This is a genomic window from Alkalimarinus coralli, from assembly GCF_023650515.1.
Lineage (GTDB): Bacteria > Pseudomonadota > Gammaproteobacteria > Pseudomonadales > Oleiphilaceae > Alkalimarinus > Alkalimarinus coralli.
Genome location: NZ_CP096016.1, coordinates 3,085,685 through 3,100,653, shown reverse-complemented (window position 1 = coordinate 3,100,653; position 14,969 = coordinate 3,085,685). Strand labels below are relative to the sequence as shown.

General features: G+C 45.6%; 12 protein-coding genes. 4 read left to right on the top strand and 8 right to left on the bottom strand.

Annotated features, from left to right (window positions below; all coding sequences use genetic code 11):
* Positions 1-136: 136 nt before the first annotated feature.
* A complete protein-coding gene (gene nosZ / locus MY523_RS13970; RefSeq protein WP_250655307.1) occupies positions 137-2,038 on the bottom strand; it encodes a TAT-dependent nitrous-oxide reductase in 1,902 nt (633 codons plus the stop codon).
* A gap of 104 nt (positions 2,039-2,142) precedes the next feature.
* Positions 2,143-4,287 carry a transcriptional regulator NosR gene (nosR, locus tag MY523_RS13965; RefSeq protein WP_250655306.1) on the bottom strand — a complete coding sequence of 715 codons (2,145 nt, stop codon included), beginning with the start codon at positions 4,285-4,287 and terminating at the stop codon, positions 2,143-2,145.
* A 36-nt stretch (positions 4,288-4,323) separates the two neighbouring features.
* On the opposite strand from nosR, the gene MY523_RS13960 reads away from it, so the two are divergent.
* Positions 4,324-4,530 (top strand): hypothetical protein, encoded by a 207-nt coding sequence (locus tag MY523_RS13960; RefSeq protein ID WP_250655305.1) that lies wholly within the window; start codon positions 4,324-4,326, stop codon positions 4,528-4,530.
* Positions 4,531-4,567: 37 nt separating this feature from the next.
* On the opposite strand, the gene ppa is transcribed toward MY523_RS13960, so the two are convergent.
* Together ppa and MY523_RS13950 are read right to left on the bottom strand one after the other, a co-directional pair.
* A complete protein-coding gene (gene ppa, locus MY523_RS13955; protein ID WP_250655304.1) occupies positions 4,568-5,113 on the bottom strand; it encodes an inorganic diphosphatase in 546 nt (181 codons plus the stop codon).
* 145 nt (positions 5,114-5,258) lie between these two features.
* Positions 5,259-6,407, bottom strand: coding sequence for an acyl-CoA dehydrogenase family protein (locus MY523_RS13950; RefSeq protein ID WP_250655303.1), 1,149 nt, complete (start codon positions 6,405-6,407; stop codon positions 5,259-5,261).
* A gap of 298 nt (positions 6,408-6,705) precedes the next feature.
* Here MY523_RS13950 and MY523_RS13945 point away from each other — a divergent pair, with 298 nt between their 5' ends.
* Together MY523_RS13945 and MY523_RS13940 are read left to right on the top strand one after the other, a co-directional pair.
* Positions 6,706-8,874: a PAS domain-containing hybrid sensor histidine kinase/response regulator gene (locus MY523_RS13945; protein WP_250655302.1), complete on the top strand. Its 2,169-nt coding sequence runs from the start codon at positions 6,706-6,708 to the stop codon at positions 8,872-8,874.
* Positions 8,875-9,085: 211 nt separating this feature from the next.
* Positions 9,086-9,766, top strand: a complete 681-nt coding sequence (locus MY523_RS13940) for a transporter substrate-binding domain-containing protein (RefSeq protein WP_250655301.1) — start codon at positions 9,086-9,088, stop codon at positions 9,764-9,766.
* A gap of 11 nt (positions 9,767-9,777) precedes the next feature.
* On the opposite strand, the gene MY523_RS13935 is transcribed toward MY523_RS13940, so the two are convergent.
* The 4 genes from MY523_RS13935 to MY523_RS13920 form a co-directional block, all read right to left on the bottom strand.
* Entirely contained in the window at positions 9,778-10,101 is a 324-nt protein-coding gene (locus tag MY523_RS13935; protein WP_250655300.1) for a branched-chain amino acid transporter permease, read from the bottom strand.
* Positions 10,101-10,871, bottom strand: a complete 771-nt coding sequence (locus MY523_RS13930) for an AzlC family ABC transporter permease (protein WP_250655299.1) — start codon at positions 10,869-10,871, stop codon at positions 10,101-10,103. The genes MY523_RS13935 and MY523_RS13930 overlap by 1 nt, the downstream gene beginning before the upstream one ends.
* Before the next feature lie 262 nt (positions 10,872-11,133).
* A complete protein-coding gene (locus MY523_RS13925; RefSeq protein WP_250655298.1) occupies positions 11,134-12,906 on the bottom strand; it encodes an acyl-CoA dehydrogenase family protein in 1,773 nt (590 codons plus the stop codon).
* A 130-nt stretch (positions 12,907-13,036) separates the two neighbouring features.
* The gene (locus MY523_RS13920; protein ID WP_250655297.1) at positions 13,037-13,615 is read right to left on the bottom strand and encodes a TetR/AcrR family transcriptional regulator; all 579 of its coding nucleotides are present in this window, start codon (positions 13,613-13,615) and stop codon (positions 13,037-13,039) included.
* Positions 13,616-14,133: 518 nt separating this feature from the next.
* On the opposite strand from MY523_RS13920, the gene MY523_RS13915 reads away from it, so the two are divergent.
* Positions 14,134-14,934 carry an SGNH/GDSL hydrolase family protein gene (locus MY523_RS13915; RefSeq protein ID WP_250655296.1) on the top strand — a complete coding sequence of 267 codons (801 nt, stop codon included), beginning with the start codon at positions 14,134-14,136 and terminating at the stop codon, positions 14,932-14,934.
* The last annotated feature ends 35 nt before the right edge of the window (positions 14,935-14,969 follow it).

Below are 14,969 nucleotides of genomic sequence, written 5' to 3'. Positions count from 1 at the left end.
CTTACTATCGTCTGTTGCCATTGTTTAGGGGTATTTTAGTGCGATTAAGGAGGTTGTTATTTGAGTTAGCTCAACCTCAGGTTAGAGGTTGAGCTAATAAGACATTTATACAGGATATAATGCCTTCAGGTGTATCTTAAGCTTTTTCTACCAGCATACGGCCGCGCATTTCCATGTGCAGAGCATGGCAGAACCACTGGCAGTAGTACCAGAATACGCCTGGGTTTTCTGCTTTAAAGGTTACCGAAGAAGTCGCCTGAGGACCAATTTCCATTGCAACACCGTGGTTTGTCATTGAGAAACCATGGGTTACGTCTTCAATAGTATCCAGGTTGGTGACAATTACAGTGACTTCATCGCCTTGTTTAACCTTAAAGTCAGTCATGCCAAAGTTAGGTGCAACTGAAGTCATGTATACGCGAACTTTTTTGCCATCGCGGATTACTTTGTTATCAGACTCCAGAGTTACACCGTCTTTTTTGGCCTGTGCTACGGTGCTTGCGAAGAACGGATCGTCACGCGTCCATAGCTTGCTGGGCTTTAACTTGGTGCGGTGAACGATCATGCAGTCGTGAGGTTCTGCAAACGCAGGGCCATCGTGAACCAGCTTCATTTCGTCGCCTGAGATATCGATCAGCTGATCATTTTCGGCACGAAGCGGGCCAACCGGTAAGAAACGGTCTTTCGAGAACTTACATAATGAAACAAGATATTTGCCATCAGCGTCACGGGTTTCACCCATTGTGGTGTGGTTGTGACCAGGCTGGTAGTGAACATCGAGCTTCTGCTTGATGTAGTTAACCTTTTCACCGTTGTAAGCTTTGATTGCGTCTTCTACGTTCCACTTAGCGATTTGGCTATCGATAAATAGTGTGGTGTAAGCGTTACCGCGACCATCAAATGCGGTATGCAATGGCCCTAAACCTAGTTCAGGTTCACCGACTACGGTATCACGCTCTTTGATCTTGCCATCAAATAAGTCAGGTAGTTTATCGATAGCGATAATGGTTACCGTTGGAGATAACTTACCGTTTGCAACAAAGTACTTACCGTCTGGAGAGGTGTTTAGACCGTGAGGTGACTTAGGCACAGGGATGTAACGAGTGTATGGGCTCTTAGCCGCTTTACGACCATCAACAACAGGCACTTTCGAGTCGCCAATCGTTTGGTATTTGCCTTCTTTAACTGCTTTTTCAACGGCATGAATATCAAAAATAACCGCCCAGTCACGCTCATTACGCATTGACTCAGCCAGTGTTACACCATTTTCAGAGTTGTAGCAGGTTGAAGCTGCAAAACGACCAGTGTAGTCAGCATCTGTGTTATCAAGGTTACCGTCAACGATAATCTGGAACGCCATTTCCATTGTTTCTGCGTCGATGGCATTGTACATGGTGAAGTACTTTGAAGGGTCTGCCAGATCTCGGCCATCATTTGGCTGTGGCACACGGAACTCACCGTTGCAGAATACATATTTTGTGTGAGGAACTTTCTGTACACGCAAACCGTGGATTGCCTGAACGTTAGGTACGTCAAGAATTTTGTCGGTTTTCATAATGTCGCAGCGAATACGTGCAACACGGGTGTTTAGTTTATCGTTGATAAATACGTATTTACCATCGTACTTACCGTCGGTCATTGACATGTGAGGGTGGTGAGCATCACCGCACATGTGCTTACCAGACTCTCCACGAATTTCTTTACTTTCGTTAGTAATACCCCAGCCTGTTGCTGAGTCAACGTTGAATACCGGGATACGCATCAGTTCACGCATTGAAGGTAGACCCATGATGCGAACTTCGCCAGACTGGCCGCCACTCCAGAAACCGTAGTACTCATCTAGCTCACCAGGATGAACCTGTGCATTTGCTATAGAGTCCTGTGCGGCTTTTGCAAACGCTTCGCGCGTCATAACTGCCCCGCCTAGCCCGGCAACGCCTGCAACACCCGCAGCACTGGCCGCTGCTGATGCTCCCAAAAAGCCTCGACGGCTCAGGGATGGCTGGTTTTCATTTTCGTTCTTCTTGTCGTCCATCATTTTACTCCGCTTTCATCGGGTTTTAATTGGGTTACGAGACGCTTTAATTACTCATATCCCGTTTAATTTCAATTGGTTATTGAGTGTTCTCAATAACCTGTTTTCTATGCAATGTTAACGGCATCTATGGGTTGTAACTCAGGTGCCGGTTTTTTCTTTCTTAATTTCTTTGCTTTATTTACAAGTGGTGGACACTTGCTATCGTTGTGATAGGTAATCTGGCAATCAAGGCAGTGGTGACACTCGTTAGCGTTGATTGTGCCATCTGGATGAATGGCTTGTATTTCACACTCAACCGCACATAACTGGCATGGTTGACCACACTCTTTGCGGCGCTTCAACCAATCGAACAGTCTTAGCTTGGTTGGAATTGCCAGTGCAGCGCCCAGCGGGCAGATATAGCGGCAATACACTTTTCGGGTGAATATCGATATGAATAGCAGCGTGACTGCGTAAGTGACAAACCACCACTCTCTTTGGAAGGCTAAGAGAATTGTGGTTTTAAAGGGCTCGACTTCTGCGTAGCGCTCTGCTGTTGCCATTGACTCTAGCGAGATGCCGAACAAGGCAAGGAGGATTATGTACTTAACCGCCCACAGACGCTCATGCACCGCAAAAGGAAGCTCATACTGTTTGATCTTGAGTTTTCTGGCTAGCTCATTAATCAGCTCTTGAAGTGCGCCAAACGGGCACAGCCAGCCACAGAATATTCCTCTGCCCCATAGCAGTATTGACGCAGCAGTGAAGCCCCAGAGAATAAATATAATGGGATCCATCAAGAACAGCTCCCAGCGGAAGTCACTCATGACTGCGTGGGTAAATGTCAGTACGTTAACAATAGACAGTTGCCCTAATGCGTACCAGCCAATAAACAGCACGGTGTAGATTAAGAAGCCGCGTCTGATATTGTGTAGCAGGCGAGGGTAACGAACCAGCCAGTCCTGCATGAAAATAATAGCGCTTAAAAATACTAAGCTGATTATCAATACTGATACAGAGAATGACTTTTGCTGCCAGATAGAGACCCAAATAGGAAGATCTTCTTCTGGTTCCACAACGGGTTGAACGGGGCGATCAATATAAGCCTCAGGAACTTGATACCCACCAGTAAAACTAACAAACACACTATCCAGAGGGCCTGTTTGGCGGCGGACGAGCAGTTCAATATCCCAATTTGTACCTGGGTCAAAATCAAACTGTGGGCGGATGATAAAGATGTCCATCTCTTTGAAGTCAGGTGTGTTTGCGGTGTAGATATCGGTAAGACGATGGTGATCTACATCGCGGAAGCTAACTGTATCATCACCCTGATTGAGCTGTATGCGGTCAAAAATGCCGCCACGGACGTAGCCATTGCCTTTAAATGAGTATGGGCCTGTTCCCATTACAGCGATGGCATGCTCGCCTTCTTTAAGCTCACCCATCAGCCAGTTATACTCACTCTCGCCCAGCAGGTTTTTACCCACAGTAGGCGCATTCAGGTAGGTGTAGTACATATCGATGAAGGTGTCTTTCTTTTCATCGGGAGTGGCTTCATCTATGCCTTCACCATCGGAGCCTATAAACGCCTCGTCAATCTGAGCGCGTTCGAGGTGCAAGCGACGGATTGAACCATCACCTGTGAGGGTTTGCCAATCAGCTTCCTTAAATACATCCTGCTTAACCGTAGCAGGAAGGGCTGCCGTACCTTCTTTGGCTTCGATAAGGCCAAGCTTTTCTGCTGCCTTATGTGCAGATTTCATAATGGTGTCGTTAACCACGATCACGGTAACTGTTGCGCCCGTGACAGCATCAACGGTGTAAGCATTAGGGTCTGAACTGAAACCAACGCGAATTTTATCGGTGATATGCTTACCAATATATTGTGCGGCAAAGTCCCATAGTTTTTGTGCAGGAATACCCACCAATAAGATTGGCTCGTGGTGCTCCAGCACCCAGGAGTTTTTGAAAACCCCTTCAGTATCGAAAGAAACCAACAGGTTTATTGGTTTGCCTGAATATGCCGGGATGCTGACCTGGTCGTCGGTTTCAAATGCATAACCGAGAACCTCGTCACCCTTCATAACAGGCCAGACGTTTATTTCTTCATCGAATTGGCCGAGATGGTCAGCGCCTTCGAATTGGCTTATAACCCTTTCTCGCAGATCTGCTGCTAGCTCTTTTTCAGCTGCATATGACATCTGGGGGGCTGACAAATAGACCATTGCGGCAAAGGCCACAAAACAAAGGCTATGTATCAGTTTGCTCATGGAGACTCCAAATAAACAGGTGCGACAGAATGTCGCATGACAGGAGCAACTATACGCCCAATAAAAACGGCTAAAATTGATCGGAATCAACTTCGTTACAGAGAAAGGGGTAAGCTTATACTAATGTGGTATATGCAGTGGCTGGAGCCTTACCACGTTTGGCGAGGCAGTGGCTTGGCTGTTGGTTTTAAGGGAGGCAAAGGGGGAGTTAAGTTCCCCACAAAAACAAAAGGAACCGAATAGAGCGGTTCCTTTTACGGCGTTATGGGGAATTAAAGGGTTAGCCTTCTTTTCCGTTTTCACCGTTATAAGCTGCAATGGCACCCACGATTGCGCGTCGCGCTGCGTCTGAATTTTCCCAGCCTTGAACTTTAACCCACTTGCCGTTTTCGAGATCTTTGTAGTTCTCGAAGAAGTGCTTAATTTGCTCGCGAAGCAGCTCAGGCAGGTCTGTCACTTCTTTTACATCTTTGTATAGACGAGTGATTTTGTCGTGTGGAACAGCAACCAGTTTTGCATCTTCACCGGCTTCGTCTTCCATGTTCAGTACACCCACTGGACGGCAGCGAATCACAGAGCCTGGAGCAACAGGGTATGGTGTGACAACAAGAACATCCAACGCGTCGCCATCGTCTGCCAGCGTGTGAGGGATGAAACCATAGTTTGCAGGGTAGAACATGGGGGTTGCCATAAAGCGGTCAACCATTAGTGCACCCAGATCTTTGTCAATTTCGTATTTGATTGGGCTGCTGTTTGCAGGGATTTCAATCGCTACATAGATGTCTTCTGGCGCGTTTTGGCCTGCTGGGATATTGTCAAAGTTCATGGAAGTACCTTTGTCCGTGTTTCCTGAATTATAAAGGCGCGAATTATAATCCTTCCTGATCATCAAACCAACAGTTGTACCATAGCAATAAGTTGTAAATATCACATTTTTATCGCTTGCTGGTGGTTTAGGTGCTTGAAATACCCTATAAGCCCATTTGTTTGGCAATCAGCTCCTTCATTATTTCGGTTGTGCCTCCACCGATGGGAAGAATTCGGCTATCACGATAGAGACGCTCAACAACTGACTCTCGCATATATCCCATTCCGCCAAATAGCTGTACAGCTTGGTTAGTTACATTTTCGCAAACTTCGGTGGCGAAATTTTTTGCCATTGATACCTCTTTGATTGGGTTTTTTCCCGCCTGCATGAGGGCTGCGACTCGATAAGTGTACTCTCTGGCTATTTCAACTTGAGTGGCCATATCTACCAGCTTGTGTTTGGTGACCTGGAATTTACCGATGGGACGTCCAAAGGCTTCCCGCTCTTTAATGTATTTAAGGCTTTCTTCCAATGCGAGTTGGGCAGTCATATACGCCATTGTTGAGAGGAAAAGTCGCTCTTGCAGAAAGTTGGTCATAATGCAGACGAATCCGTTGTTTTCACTACCAATCAGGTTTTCTGCCGGAACCATACAATCGTCAAAAAACAGCTCTGCGGTATCGCTGGCCCACCATCCCATTTTTTTAAGGTTCTTGCCAACAGTGAAACCAGCCGTCCCTTTTTCGATCAGCAACATGCTAATGCCGTTATGGCCTGGACCGCCTGTCCTGACGGCTACGGTATAATAGTCGGCTCGCACACCACTGGTAATAAACACCTTGCTGCCATTGACCCGATAGTGCTGGCCCTCTTTCACCGCTTTTGTAGCGATGCCTGCAACGTCTGAACCGGCTCCCGGTTCTGTTATCGCGAGCGCCGCAATTTTTTCACCCCGTAATACAGGAGGAATGACCCTCTCTTTAAGTGCGGGGCTGCCCCATAGCGCAATAGGAGGGAGCGCTATATCGAGCGATCCAAGGCTTGCGACTAATCCACCCGAGGTTGACCTCATCAGCTCTTCACTGGCGGCAAGCTTCATGAAAGTGTCTTTGTGGCCGGTACCACCATACTCTTCTGGGAAACCAATACCCAGGATACCTGCTGCTCCGGCTTGTTGGTAAAGCGCTTTTGGGAATGTACCCTGTTCTTCCCATTCGTTTATATTGGGCAAGATATGGCGAGTGACAAATTGGCGTACGCTCTCGCGAACAAGGTTATGAGTCTCGTTAAAATAGCCTGTATCCTTACTCATCGCTTCACCTTTATTTGGGATTATTGTATTGGTGGGTGGTTATGGTGTTAATCGTGAGTATGGATGAAATAGATAAACCAAGCAAGCGCTTGGTTTCTGTTCGGTGTGTGGAGGTATAGTGGAAATATGAACTCAATGTCACATCTATGACAATTTAATCAAGAATTTTGCCCGGTGGTTGAGTATAATTTTTACCCTGTAGGGTAATCCTAACGCACACTGATAATCGGTCTGGCATGCATCAGTCGAACGTGCTTTAGGGGGGACTGTTGAAGGATATGGATTATTGTCGTGCTAAATGGATATTTCAGTTAAAACATTCATCAACCAGGGTATTTCGCCTGATAGCTCATCCAGTTTAGCGAAATGCGTCAGGCTATGTAATCTAGCGGCCTATACGCTTGCCGTTGGCTTAATTCCATACCTTTTTCTATATTGGCATCATCAGCTTTACACGGCATTTTCAACCGTATTCTTTCTCGTTTTATTCAATGCCTCAATCCCTTATGTGAACCAGCTCGGTTACAACAAGTTAGCCCGTACATCATTCGTCATTGTTAATTATGCTCTGGGGTTTGTTAATTCAACGCTGCTGGGGCAAGAGACGTTTGTCTTCCTTTATCTGGTCGTCGGCCTTCCGGTGTCTGTAATGCTATTTCGGTTTAGAGAGTATGGCTTACAAACTCTTTGCTTGGGTATTGCTTCGTTTCTCATTGTGCTTGATCTGGTGTTTTGCGTTGCGCCTTTTTTCAGATATGAGCTAACCGACTCGGCGCTTGAGCATATTCGAGTGACCGTCGTGTTGGGGTCACTGTCCTGCTCATTTCTTTTTATCCTGTTTTTCCGTTATGAAAGTGGCTCTGCGCAGCGGAATTTTGAGCAACTTGTGGTGAGCAAACAGATTATAAAAAATGATCTGGATGCAGTTTTTTTCTGCGATATGGCAGGACATATTAAACTGGCCAATCAGGCTGCGGAAAAACTGTCCGGTTATGCCCTTAACGAGCTGATCGGAATGAAACTGAGTGCCATGTACCGCGACCCTGAAATAATAGGCGCTGATGACAACCTGTCTGTGAATAGCCCATCTTCCACCACGAAAGAGCCCTGGTTGATGGCCTGTGAACAGAGGAATTGGCATGGTGAAACTGAGCTACAAATGCGAGACGGCTACTATGTTACTGCATTGGTCAGTCAGTTTGTTGTCACTGACGAAGAGGGAAGGCCTGTTGGAATAGCCGTCACTGCAAAAAATATTACCCGTCAGAAACAAACCGAACTTGCATTAATTGAAGCCAAAGAAAAGGCAGAAGAAGCGGCAATCGTAAAGGCAAATTTCTTAGCGACAATGAGCCATGAAATACGCACGCCGCTGAATGGCGTTATTGGGATGGCGCAGCTGCTACTTGAAGATGACCCAAAACCTGAACATGTCGAGAGTTTGAATATTCTTAAATTTGCGGCCGAAAACTTACTCACGCTTATTAACGACGTGCTGGATTTCAGCAAAATTGATGCTGGTCGAATCACTTTAGAAACAGTGCCTTTTTGTCTAGCTGAACTGGTTAATAGTATCAAGAATAGCTCGCAATATTTGGCCTGTGAGAAAGGTATTGAGTTTAAGGTCTCTTTGGATAATCAGCTTGATGAAATGTATCAGACTGACCCGGTTCGCCTGACTCAGGTGCTCTTAAACCTAACCAGTAATGCGATTAAATTTACCAAAGTCGGCGGCGTGACACTGAGTGTTGCGATTGTTCGCAGTGACGAAAGTGAGGCTGACATAGCGTTTAAGGTTTCGGATACGGGTATCGGCATTGCACAGGACAAGCTGGGTTACATCTTTGAGCAGTTTTCCCAGGCGGACAGTACAATCACTCGTCATTACGGAGGGAGTGGGCTCGGGTTGTCGATTACCAAGGGGTTGTTGGAAGCGTTTGGGGCAGATATTGAGGTAGAAAGCGAGGAAGGCAAAGGAACAACATTCTCGTTTACCCTGACTATGAAAAAGGTGCTGGATGGTGCTCCGTCCAGTGCCTCCAAGGGTTATCTGGACAATCGTCATAACCCTGACTTAAACGAAGAACTGGCAGGGCTTTCAATTCTGGTCGCGGAAGATAACCCGGTTAACGTGATGGTTATTCGAAAGTGGTTAACTAAGTGGCGCGTGGAGCTTGATATCGTGAAAAACGGTGAAGAAGCCGTGCAGAGAGTTCGTGAAAAAACATACGACTTAGTGTTGATGGATATACAAATGCCGGTTATGGACGGTTTTCAGGCGACACTGGCGATTCGAAGCTTAATGAAAGGGGCTCCTCTTCCCATTATTGCACTTACCGCGACCACGACGGATGAGTTTGTAGCTGAAGCGTACAACGTAGGTATGAATGGCTATTTGGGTAAACCGTTTAACCCGAATCATTTGAAGTCCAAGATTATGGAGTTGTGCTTGGTTCAACCTGCTTAAACGGCTAAGCTACCATGCCTTGTTGCGAGTACCCCCTGACCTTTTCAGTCAGAACACCAAAGTTTGTGCTATTTCATTTTTTACTCATACTGAAGTTATGACTTGGCGTAATCTGCTAGCGTGGCTATTAATCAGGAATGCTATGGTGAGGTTGTTTTTATACTGTTTAAGTGTGGTGATTCTTTCATCAGAATTAAAGGCGAGCCCTCCGTTGTCGGTTAAGATAGCGGGCTATGATTATCCTCCACTTTATTATTTGAACGAATCCGAGCAGGTAGAAGGCGACTTTTTCGATGTACTTAACGAAATGTGTCGCAGGCAGCGTTTCAAATGCACGTTTGTCGCGGATAGCGCGGCTCGTTCATATAAGCAGTTAGAGGATGGAGCCATTGATTTGCTACTGACAGGTAAAATCCCCCGCTTTGAGGCGTGTTGTGATGTTATCGACTGGTCTTACCTTTGGACCGGAGGCATATATTCAAGAGAACAGCTTACTCAAAACGTTGATACGTCGCTGTTGATTGGACGGTCTTTGGTTGTGCCGCTGGGTTTAGAATTGCCCTATATTGTATTCAAAGACCTGAGAACATTGGAGAGTCAAAGCAAAGCGATCGTGATTGAAGCAAGAACCGCCAAGTTAACCTTAAAAATGTTCGGCAAAGGGCGAGGGGATTTTGTTTGGAGCTCGAAAGAAACAGAGCCACTGCTGAAGTCTTACTCCGCCAGCCAGGATGCTCGGTACTATTTTTATCCGCTTAAAACAATACCTGTAGTGGTTTGGATCAAACGCTCAAACCCTCATTACCAGCGTATATTAGAAGGCTTTAATCAGGCTTACGCTGAATTAATGTCTTTAAAGCGCTTAGGAACTAATGGCTTATTGTTGAAATAGCCTATGTGGCCTTACATGTTTTGTTTCAGAAACATGTAGAGACTGGTTCCCAACAAAATACTAATGAGCGGGTTGCGGAAGAGCAGGTGTGCAATGGTTACCACGCCCAGGGCTACGAGTTCGTTAACTCCACCTTTATCTACAAACCAGTTAATGTCCTTTACACAATAGATCAGCAGCAAAAGCATAATGGCGGGGGGTAAATAGCGGCCTAGAAACACTAATATGGGGTGCTCACCCTGTTTGTGAAAAAGCATAAACGGGGCGGCTCGGGTCACGAATGTGGCCAAGCTCATCACCAGAATAAAGCTAACCAGATAGAGCGTATTCTCCATTACTTTACTCCTAGCCTTGTATCTAACCGGTGTTTACCTAGCAGCAGCGCCAATGTCATGCTGATCGATATCAGCAGCATGCTATCTGAGTCGAACAGAGCCAACGATGCGACTGCGCAGATGAGAGCAATCAAAAAAGGAAACAGCTTTTGAGTCGCTTTATATTGTTCAATCACTAACACCATGAAGAGGGCAGGCAGGGTAAAATCGAGCCCGGTCGTATCAAATGTTATCGCGCCACCCAATATTGCACCAATGGTGCAGCCAAATACCCAATAGCTCTGGTTAAGAGCGGTAACGATAAATTGAAAGCGGCCTTCACTCAGTGCTAAATCGCTAGATTCTTTGGTTGGGCGACTCCTTTGGCTTTGGGTTGCATGGTGGGCGGTGAGCAGCGAATAGGTTTCGTCAGTCAGCCCGAAAATGATATAGAGCTTTCGCCAGCCTCTGGCCTGTACGTGGTGAATGAGCGACAGACCGTAAAAAATATGGCGCGAGTTAAGCAGCAGTGTTGTCATCGCCACTTCAAAAAGCCCTGCATTTGCAGCGAGAAGCCCGATTGCCATAAATTGCGCTGCACCTGCAAAAATGGCTACTCCCATAATGGTTGCCCAATACCAGGCATAGCCTTGATCTGAAAGCAATAAACCAAATGCCATTCCCATCGGGATATAGCCAAATAAAACAGGCAGTGTTGCCTTAAAGCTGCTTGTTATTGGCGCTGTCTTTGCCTGTAAAGAGGGCATGCGCGACTGGCTCTGCGTTGTCATATTAAATGGGTCTTTGTTATACGGGGGAGGGTGTAGAAATATAGAGAGGCTAGGAGATATTATCAATAGTTCTTTGATCTAATTCGCAGCTTAATTAAATCAATGTATTATCGATTAGTGCCCATTCAGAACAAGTTAGATACGTTGCTTTTGGTTATCTCAGCACAGCTAGTCATCCAGCGACTTCAATTAATTATTAACCCCCACTTTCGTGGGGGCAGAATGAAGCTATATCAGAATAGGCACGTATTGGGTGGCCAATTTATGGGTTCATTTCGAACTGGTCTTTCATGTTGTATGAGTAGCTCTCCCAGACTCTGTTATGACGATCAGGGTCAACGGCGGGGCGCTTGATCATGCGGTCGCAGATAGTTTGTTGAACGAGCGTAGCGCACCCTTTTTGACTCAACTGCAGTGCGAACTTGGAAAAGTCGCGAACCATGAAGTCAAATATCTGTTCAACAAGGTCATCTTCGATGCCTTTAATTTCAGCGTTTTCCAAAATTAACTGGCCGTAGACCACCAGTGTAAATAGCTCACCCAGATTCAATAAGAAGTCGAAATCCTTGCTTTGCTCTTTGCTTGGTTTACCTGCAACGAGCAGTAATTTCAGAAGCCGAATCTGTTTTTTGAAAATGTTGACGTTAGGCAGGTCAACCTTGTCATAAACTTTTCGGTAGTCGTGAAAGCGTGTCTTTCCTAAGCCTTTGGTTGCACCTTGATTGAATAGAAAATCATCATTTTTCGGTTCGCTCATAGTCGGTATTTCAGGGAACTTAGCCGGTTTGAAGAAATAGTTGCCCATAAACTTCAGGATAAGCGCCATGTTGACGTGCACCGTGCCTTCAAGTTTCGGAAGTGCGCGAATGTCCTTTACGGCCATTTCGAAATACATGTTTTTCTCAAACCCTTTAGCCGCCATGACATCCCATAGCTCGTTTATAACCTCTTCGCCCTGAGTCGTCACCTTCATTTTAACCATGGGGGTAAACAGTAAATAACGGCGGTCATCCTTGCTGGCGCAACGCATGTAATCGATGCCTCGCTCTGCAAATAGTTTCATTGCGGTTAAACGCGCGTAAGCATCATTAAATAGCTGCTTTATATGGACAAAGTCAGTTACGTAATGGTCAAACAAACGACGATGAGAGGCATGGTTTATCGCTTCATAGTAGGCGTGAGAACAGATGCCAATCGATGCCCAGCCCAAATTGAACTTACCAATGTTGACTGTGTTGAGCGCCATATCCCAGGCCTCTTGACCCTTGGCCAGTATATCCTCTCCACGGATAGGGTAGTTATTGAGCTTGTACTCAGCCACATAGTTTTGAGAGTTCACAACATTCTGAACTAACTCGTAATTTTTATGCTGTGAATCGACGACAAAAAATACGTACTCATCAGTATCCGTTAGTTTGCCAAATGTTGAGACCAATGCGGCTTTGTTACCGTTACCAATATAATATTTACTGCCATTGGCTAGATAGGTGCCATCTTCCTGGCGAGTCAGGTGCATGTCGCTGGAGTAGATATCTGCGCCGTGCTCTTTTTCAGACAGGCCAAACGCAAAGATACCGCCTTCTTTAAGGAGTTTTGCGGCACGCTTTTTAACTGTTTCGTTATGGCTGATCCAGATTGGCCCCAAGCCAAGGATGGTAACCTGCCAGGTATACCAATGTGCCAAGCCATAAAAACCAAATATTTCATTTAGTGCGCAGTTTCTGAAGGTGTCCCAGCGATAATCTTTATTGCCGTACCTTTCAGGCGTCAGGAAGGTTGCGAATAACTTCTCTTTCTTCTCGAACTCTAAAAAGTCGGCATACCAGGTTCGTTCATGGTCATCCTCTTTTAGTTTTGCTTTTCCTCGTTTCTCAAAAAAGGCGATGGTTTTTTTAACCAGCTCTCTGGATTTTTTATCGAGGTGGTCGTAGTTCTCGAGCTTTGGGTTTAGTATCACTTTCGTTTTTTCAGCAGACGGCGTTGCAGGTGCCTTCTTGTTGAATAGGATGTTGTTGGGTAGGTCTAGCAGTTTCATTCGGTGTTCTCCCTGATTCCGTTTTCAGTTTTTCATTTCTTTAAGCGTTAACGGCTACTACTAACCCCTGTCGTTAACAGTGATAAGAGGGGACTGAATTTACCTTGTGCTGTTATGCAGTGAGGTGTTGTTATGCAGCCAAGCCCCTTAGTATTCGCTGATAAGTGCGGTCATATTTTTGCTTCATTTCTTCAATGCTACCTTCGAACTTCTTTGAGACATAAAGACCAAAGAATCCGTTGCAGGTTGAAAGCAATAACATCGCAACCTCTTCCGGATTATCTTTTTTAAATATGCCTGCATCCATACATGATCTGACGCTGTTAATAATGAACTCGTAAGTTGCCATGGCTTCTTTCTGCAATGTTTTGTCGACTTGAATTTCGTTAGTTGAGTCCATGGTCAGAAATAGAAGTTCGTAGTATCGCGCTTGCTCAGTGGCAAACCGGAAAAAAGCATCAGCTGCCTGGTTGAGCTTATCGAGAGGTGTTGTGCCAGCTATCGCTGGGTACAAATAGGAACCAAAGGTACGAAACCCATCAATTAACACTTGATGGTGAAGGGCTTCCTTACTTTCGTAATGACGATAAATTGCCGTAGGTGTGACCCCGGCTTTGCTGGCAACCTTGCGCATACTCATGCCTTTTGAGCCTTGCTCAAGGTAGATATCGCATGCCGCTGATAAAATTTTGCCTTTAGTATTCAGCATGTAGTATCCAGTATGTTAACGGGTGTTAACCTCTCAAGTAAAAAAATACCCACGTAGGGGGTTGTTGGTTCAGTTTAATTGTTCAGTGAGCGAGTTAATTGTGTTAGATCAATTTCATTGTCGTTATAACGATTAACACAAAGTGTGACAGGTGTAGCAATTTTGAAAAGATGAGCAATTGTTTCTTTAAGTAAAAAAGCGCTGCATCAGTACAGCATTTTAGAAAAAAAATAGCAGATTGCGACATGAGTGTAGCGTTTTTTCAGGCTCAACAGGTTTGCGTTTGTGTTTGGTTGCATTTGAATCAACTTCGGTTACGTTAATTTACTTTTTACAGGCTTTTGCCTGGTATAGGTTTAGTGTGTTTTTAGCCGTAGGCACCGTGAGGGGAAACCCGAACGTTCATTGTCTTCAATGCTAATGACTTCCTGTTGGTCTTTCAGAGAGAGTTATACTGCCCTGGTGCGACAAACCAACAGCCTTGATCCAAAAACTATAAATAACAAAGGATAGATTTTATGAAAAAGATATTAACGTTTTTAGTGATGACTTTTTTCTCGGTAGGCGCGTTTTCATCGGATAAGCCATTGCTGATTATTGGTGCATCTTACGCGAATGCCGGTGTGCCTTTTAATGACAACTTGCAGGCACCCTTGGGGGGGGGCGCCGTAGACTTTGGCAGTTACCTATCGTTGGGGAATGCACTAGTGCGAACGCCTCTACTGGATGGCCATGTTATTAATGAGGCCCAAGCAGGCGCGACAACATTTGACCGAGTTGCCTGCAACCCTGTTTGTGACCCGCTTGTACAGTGGCAAGGTTATGACAAACAGCTAACTAAAGCACTGGGCAGGGTAACGGTTCCTGGTGGCCCTGTTAATGCTGATTATGTGGTTATAACGACGGCCAATGACTGCTTGCACTCTGATTCGTTTGGGATACCTCAAAGTGATGCTATACCGTGTACCCTGTCTGATATGAATGCAACAGTAGATCGTCTGATCGCCGTTGGACAGCGTGCGCTGGATGCAGGTGTGACACCTATCTACGATATCATGCCAGAGTGGGACGCCTTGGATTTACCATTTTTTCAAACGGCGTTTGGTCTGAACTGGGCCATAAGTGAAACGGACTACAACCAACTTCGCAACTTGCATAAGAATCGTATTGCGAATGAGTTACCGAATGCTATCCAGATCGATATGTGGAAACGTTTTGAGCATCGAGGCGATGGTATTCACCCTACAGATCGAACCACTAAGCGAGCAGCTATGAGAATAGCGGTGGAAATGCTTTGGATTCAGTCGGCAGGTATCTAATGTCAATGCGTTACTGTTTGGCCTATCGGCACAGC

Excerpts from the sequence above, each read along its gene's own strand:
- MY523_RS13930 (WP_250655299.1), bottom strand. The coding sequence starts at position 10,871 with ATGACAACGCAGAGCCAGTCGCGCATGCCCTCTTTACAGGCAAAGACA.
- nosR (WP_250655306.1), bottom strand. The coding sequence starts at position 4,287 with ATGAGCAAACTGATACATAGCCTTTGTTTTGTGGCCTTTGCCGCAATG.
- MY523_RS13920 (WP_250655297.1), bottom strand. The coding sequence starts at position 13,615 with ATGCTGAATACTAAAGGCAAAATTTTATCAGCGGCATGCGATATCTAC.
- MY523_RS13925 (WP_250655298.1), bottom strand. The coding sequence starts at position 12,906 with ATGAAACTGCTAGACCTACCCAACAACATCCTATTCAACAAGAAGGCA.
- MY523_RS13915 (WP_250655296.1), top strand. The coding sequence starts at position 14,134 with ATGAAAAAGATATTAACGTTTTTAGTGATGACTTTTTTCTCGGTAGGC.
- ppa (WP_250655304.1), bottom strand. The coding sequence starts at position 5,113 with ATGAACTTTGACAATATCCCAGCAGGCCAAAACGCGCCAGAAGACATC.
- MY523_RS13960 (WP_250655305.1), top strand. The coding sequence starts at position 4,324 with ATGACAGGAGCAACTATACGCCCAATAAAAACGGCTAAAATTGATCGG.
- MY523_RS13945 (WP_250655302.1), top strand. The coding sequence starts at position 6,706 with ATGGATATTTCAGTTAAAACATTCATCAACCAGGGTATTTCGCCTGAT.
- nosZ (WP_250655307.1), bottom strand. The coding sequence starts at position 2,038 with ATGATGGACGACAAGAAGAACGAAAATGAAAACCAGCCATCCCTGAGC.
- MY523_RS13935 (WP_250655300.1), bottom strand. The coding sequence starts at position 10,101 with ATGGAGAATACGCTCTATCTGGTTAGCTTTATTCTGGTGATGAGCTTG.
- MY523_RS13950 (WP_250655303.1), bottom strand. The coding sequence starts at position 6,407 with ATGAGTAAGGATACAGGCTATTTTAACGAGACTCATAACCTTGTTCGC.